This is a genomic window from Vibrio sp. 10N.247.310.17 (genome assembly GCF_041466605.1).
Taxonomy (GTDB): Bacteria; Pseudomonadota; Gammaproteobacteria; order Enterobacterales; family Vibrionaceae; genus Vibrio; species Vibrio tasmaniensis_A.
Map to the genome: position 1 here is coordinate 1 of NZ_JBFSTC010000175.1, position 3,991 is coordinate 3,991.

The 3,991-nt window shown below is 42.8% G+C and carries 3 protein-coding genes; 2 read left to right on the forward strand and 1 reads right to left on the reverse strand.

Annotated elements, in window-relative coordinates; all coding sequences use genetic code 11:
* Positions 1 to 70: 70 nt before the first annotated feature.
* Both AB6D80_RS24360 and AB6D80_RS24365 read left to right on the forward strand, forming a co-directional pair.
* Positions 71 to 1,198: a tyrosine-type recombinase/integrase gene (locus AB6D80_RS24360; RefSeq protein WP_371708485.1), complete on the forward strand. Its 1,128-nt coding sequence runs from the start codon at positions 71 to 73 to the stop codon at positions 1,196 to 1,198.
* Positions 1,195 to 2,499: a tyrosine-type recombinase/integrase gene (locus AB6D80_RS24365; RefSeq protein ID WP_371692744.1), complete on the forward strand. Its 1,305-nt coding sequence runs from the start codon at positions 1,195 to 1,197 to the stop codon at positions 2,497 to 2,499. The genes AB6D80_RS24360 and AB6D80_RS24365 overlap by 4 nt, the downstream gene beginning before the upstream one ends.
* A gap of 795 nt (positions 2,500 to 3,294) precedes the next feature.
* Here AB6D80_RS24365 and AB6D80_RS24370 read toward each other — a convergent pair.
* Entirely contained in the window at positions 3,295 to 3,912 is a 618-nt protein-coding gene (locus AB6D80_RS24370; protein WP_017102087.1) for a LysE family translocator, read from the reverse strand.
* Between the last annotated feature and the right edge of the window lie 79 nt (positions 3,913 to 3,991).

Here is a 3,991-nt window from a genome sequence, read left to right on the forward strand (position 1 = left end):
TTTTTTGATGTTATGGCATTTTTGATAACGTTTTTTTGTTCAAAAATGCCCCTGTAAACAGGAGCTTAAAATGCAAAAAATGCCTCTTACTCAGCGATTTGTCGAGCATGTAAAACCGACTTCGACCACACAAGAATACTATGATACCAAGGTGTCGACGCTGTATTTACGAGTCTACCCGTCAGGGAGACGAGTGTTCTTTGTTCGCTTCCAGAGTAACGGATTGAGAAAAAATCATAAGCTAGGGTGCACATTAGAGTGCTCATTACGTCAAGCAAGACTAAAAGCCTTGCAGCTTGTTCATCAAGTACGCAGTCCGAAAATTGAAGCATTGCCCTCCATAACGCTACAGGCGTTCGGCCAAGAATTTTTTAAGCGTTATCCTCGTCATTGGAAACCTCGCACTTTGAAAAAGAACGAAAGTGCCTTTCGTCTTCAGATCGCCCCTTATCTTGGAGATAGGGAAGTACAATCTATTGTTCGAAATGATGTTGAGCAGTGGTTTGCCCAGTTAAGCCATGTGAAAGGCTCAGCCAACCAAGCGTTAGTGTTGCTGTCGGTTATGATGCAACAATGTGAAACGTGGGAATATCGTCCTAAAAATACCAATCCTTGCCGTGGTTTCAAGCGTTATAAAGAAGGAGGGAGAGAGCGCTATCTTAGTAAAGACGAATTGCGACAACTCTGGCGAGTGTTAGACACGTTAGAGGGCGATAACCCGGCTAAGGTCATGATAATACGTTTGTTGATATACACAGGTTGCCGCTCATCGGAAGTGAGAACCTTACAATGGAAAGAGTACCGAGGTGGTCACTGGCATTTACTAGACAGTAAAACGGGGGCGAAAACGGTTTACCTTTGCTCACAAGTTAGAGCTTATCTTGATGCATGGCAATCAGAGAGTCCTTACCTGTTTCCAACCCCTTGTAACACTCAACCCATATCCACCAATCAGTTGGGTATATTCTGGCGACAGGCTCGCCAGTTGGCAGGATTGGAAGGTGTACGTTTGCATGATTTACGTCACACCTACGCCAGTATTGCCATTCAGTCGAAGGTAAACTTGATCGTGCTGAGTCGCCTTTTGGGGCATGCTGAAGCGGAAACGACGCTAAAGTATGCACATTTGGGACGTGATGACGTGTGTCAGGCCGCTTCTCATGTGTCGGGAGTGCTCGTTAAAGGTATGCGCTCATGAAGTCACTGTTATTTACTTCTAAAGTGATTCAATCACTTCATTCGAAAACTCGAACGTATACGGTGTGGGATACCCAAGTGCCAGCGTTAGGAGTTCGAGTTTATACCGATGGTCGCCGTTTCTATGTGACTCATTTATCCATTCCCAATAAGACGTTGGCGGCAGTGGGACAACTGACACTAAAAAAAGTGAGACAACACGTACGTGCTTTACAGGCCTCTTTTTTAGACAAAGAGACGAAACCGATACGGTTGATCCGCTTTGATGCGTTGGTGAAAGAAGAATGGACGGATAAGGTCTGCAAGGGATGGAAAGTGAGTACACAAGGGACAGCGTCGAGCGCCTTAAAAAAGCATTTGTTGCCCGAGTTTGGACGTTTTCCTGTCAGCCGTATTGATTCGTGTCATGTGCATCGTTGGTTTGATGAACTCAGCCAGAATTACGCAGGGGCTGCCAACCGTAATCTTGATGTGCTTCGTTCTATCTTCAAATATGCGGTGAAGCAAGGTTATTGCATGAATAACCCTTGTGACGGTCTTAAGCAAAATCGCAAAAAAAAACTCAATCGTTTTTTGAGTTTGGATGAGTTAGCGCGAATGCAGAAGGCATTAACTGTGGTCAGCCAGCAAGGTGATCTGGAAGCGTGCTGTTGTCTGGTGCTAAAACTGGTGTTGTTAACGGGGTGTCGAATTTCAGAGGTAACAGGCCTGCAATGGTCTTTTGTTAAAGGAAGGGAGTGGCATTTGCCGGACAGCAAAACGGGTGCGAAGGTGGTGTATGTGGGCAAGGAAGCGCAGAAACTCCTTTCAGACATACCACAGCAAGTATGGGCGCATCGTAGCGAATCACACGATGATGTGTTTATGCCCTTGCGTCGTTTTGTGAGTCGGTCGACTAAGGTTAGTCTGGTCTGGCAACAGGTGCGAGCCTTAGCCCATATCGAGGATGTTCGTATTCACGATTTGCGCCATACCTTTGCCAGTTATGCGGTGTTAGAGGGGTATCCTATCCCAATGGTGTCGAAACTGTTGGGTCACACGCGCATTTCATCCACGCTTCGTTATGCTCACGTGGATGATGCGCAAGTATCGCAATCTGCTGAGGCGATAGGGGAAGTTATTAGTGGAATATTATCAGGTCAGCTTGTGAGTAACCCTAAAACTCGAAAAGTAAGAGCATCCAAACCTAAGCTGACGAAATCTCCCCCTAAACGCAGAGGAAGACCTATCAAAGCAATACCTGAACTTACCGATGAGGAGGTTGAACGGCTTAGATATGAAGTGGATTTTTGGGAATGGTGATGAAAATATCTGTCGGAATAACATAAGTACATCAAATTTTAAGGTTAGGGTTTTGGTGAAATTCGTGTTTGAGGGCAGTCACACTTGGAGGTCTATGCTCATTTACTTTTCACTTGCCTCACCGTAGACCTTCAGCCCTGTAGCATCAACGGCTAAATGCTGAATTGCTTCTTCACCAATCCAAAATATCAGTGACTAATGACTGATTAAAGCTTGATTATATTGCTTCCAGTTAGTTTCTTTATAGCGAGGCTTGGTCATTAATCTAAGTCTTTGAGTCAACTTAGCTGCTCAGCTCATAAGTTGAAGGTTTAATTTTCTAATCTTGATAAATAATGATTCTTTATCAAGATTATATGTGATTGTGAGCATCTTGTTTTTAAGTAAAGAGCTAAAGTTTGGCGTGTTTACTTATTAGAGTGGTAAAACGTTATGACTGTAGCAAAGAGGACATTAGGACGGATGATGTTTGTTGCGCAATTTTTACCATTTGTATGGTTTGTTCTTCTAATATTAATCCAAGAGTGATTTTAAGGCGATTAAAAACGCATACTTTGACTCCTTTGAAGAGGTGTGGCGGGTTATGCTGAGCCCTTGTACAAGGTTTTCTGTTCCACTAATTTAGCTCATCGTATTAATCTTGTCATACAAATGGTAGTGTTTGGAAAGGGCAGTGGTAGCAGTGGTAAAAACAGCTTGAGCTAAGTTTGTTCAGGCGAGTCACTCTACTCATATATTAAGTCTAAGTGAGGAACGGTCGTCCATGTAGCGTTGAAGTCATTATTAAAACAACTTCTATGTCTTGTTGCTAATAATCAAAGACAAGCCAAATCCAATAAATATCCCTCCAGTAACCTTATTAAATGTCGCTCTAACCTTTTCCTTTATAAGCCAAAACTTAAGCTTCTTTGTTACTAACGCGTATGTTAAAAGTGCTAGGAATGACGACGAGGTAAAGGTGAGTGTAAGCAAGATAAATTGCGGTATGATGGAATGTTCAACTTCGATAAACTGAGGAAACAAGGCCGAATAAAACACGATAGCCTTTGGGTTAGTTACACCAACCAGATACGCTTCACGAAACAACATCTTTCTGTTATGCGCGCTAGCTTGGGGATCATAATTTTTTAAAGTCCGTTTGTTTGATCTCCACGTCTTTATTCCAAGTAAAAGTAGATATATTCCGCCAACCATTTTAATAAATAGGAATAATGATTCAGATGCCAAAAGAAGAACACCTAAACCTGTAGCCGATAAGCCTGCCATTGTGATCATAGCTGCAATATTTCCAAGAATCCCTGAGACCGCTCGCTCAACCCCATACACGGCTGAATTTTTCACAGTCAATAACACCGCAGGCCCCGGGGAAAAAGTAGCAGCTACACAAATTGTAAAAAATAGTAAATAGTCCATATGTTTGTTATCCGTAATATGAAAGACCTATTGAAAATATAAAGGACGTAATGCTCTGTTAGGGGATGAGACTCCTCGA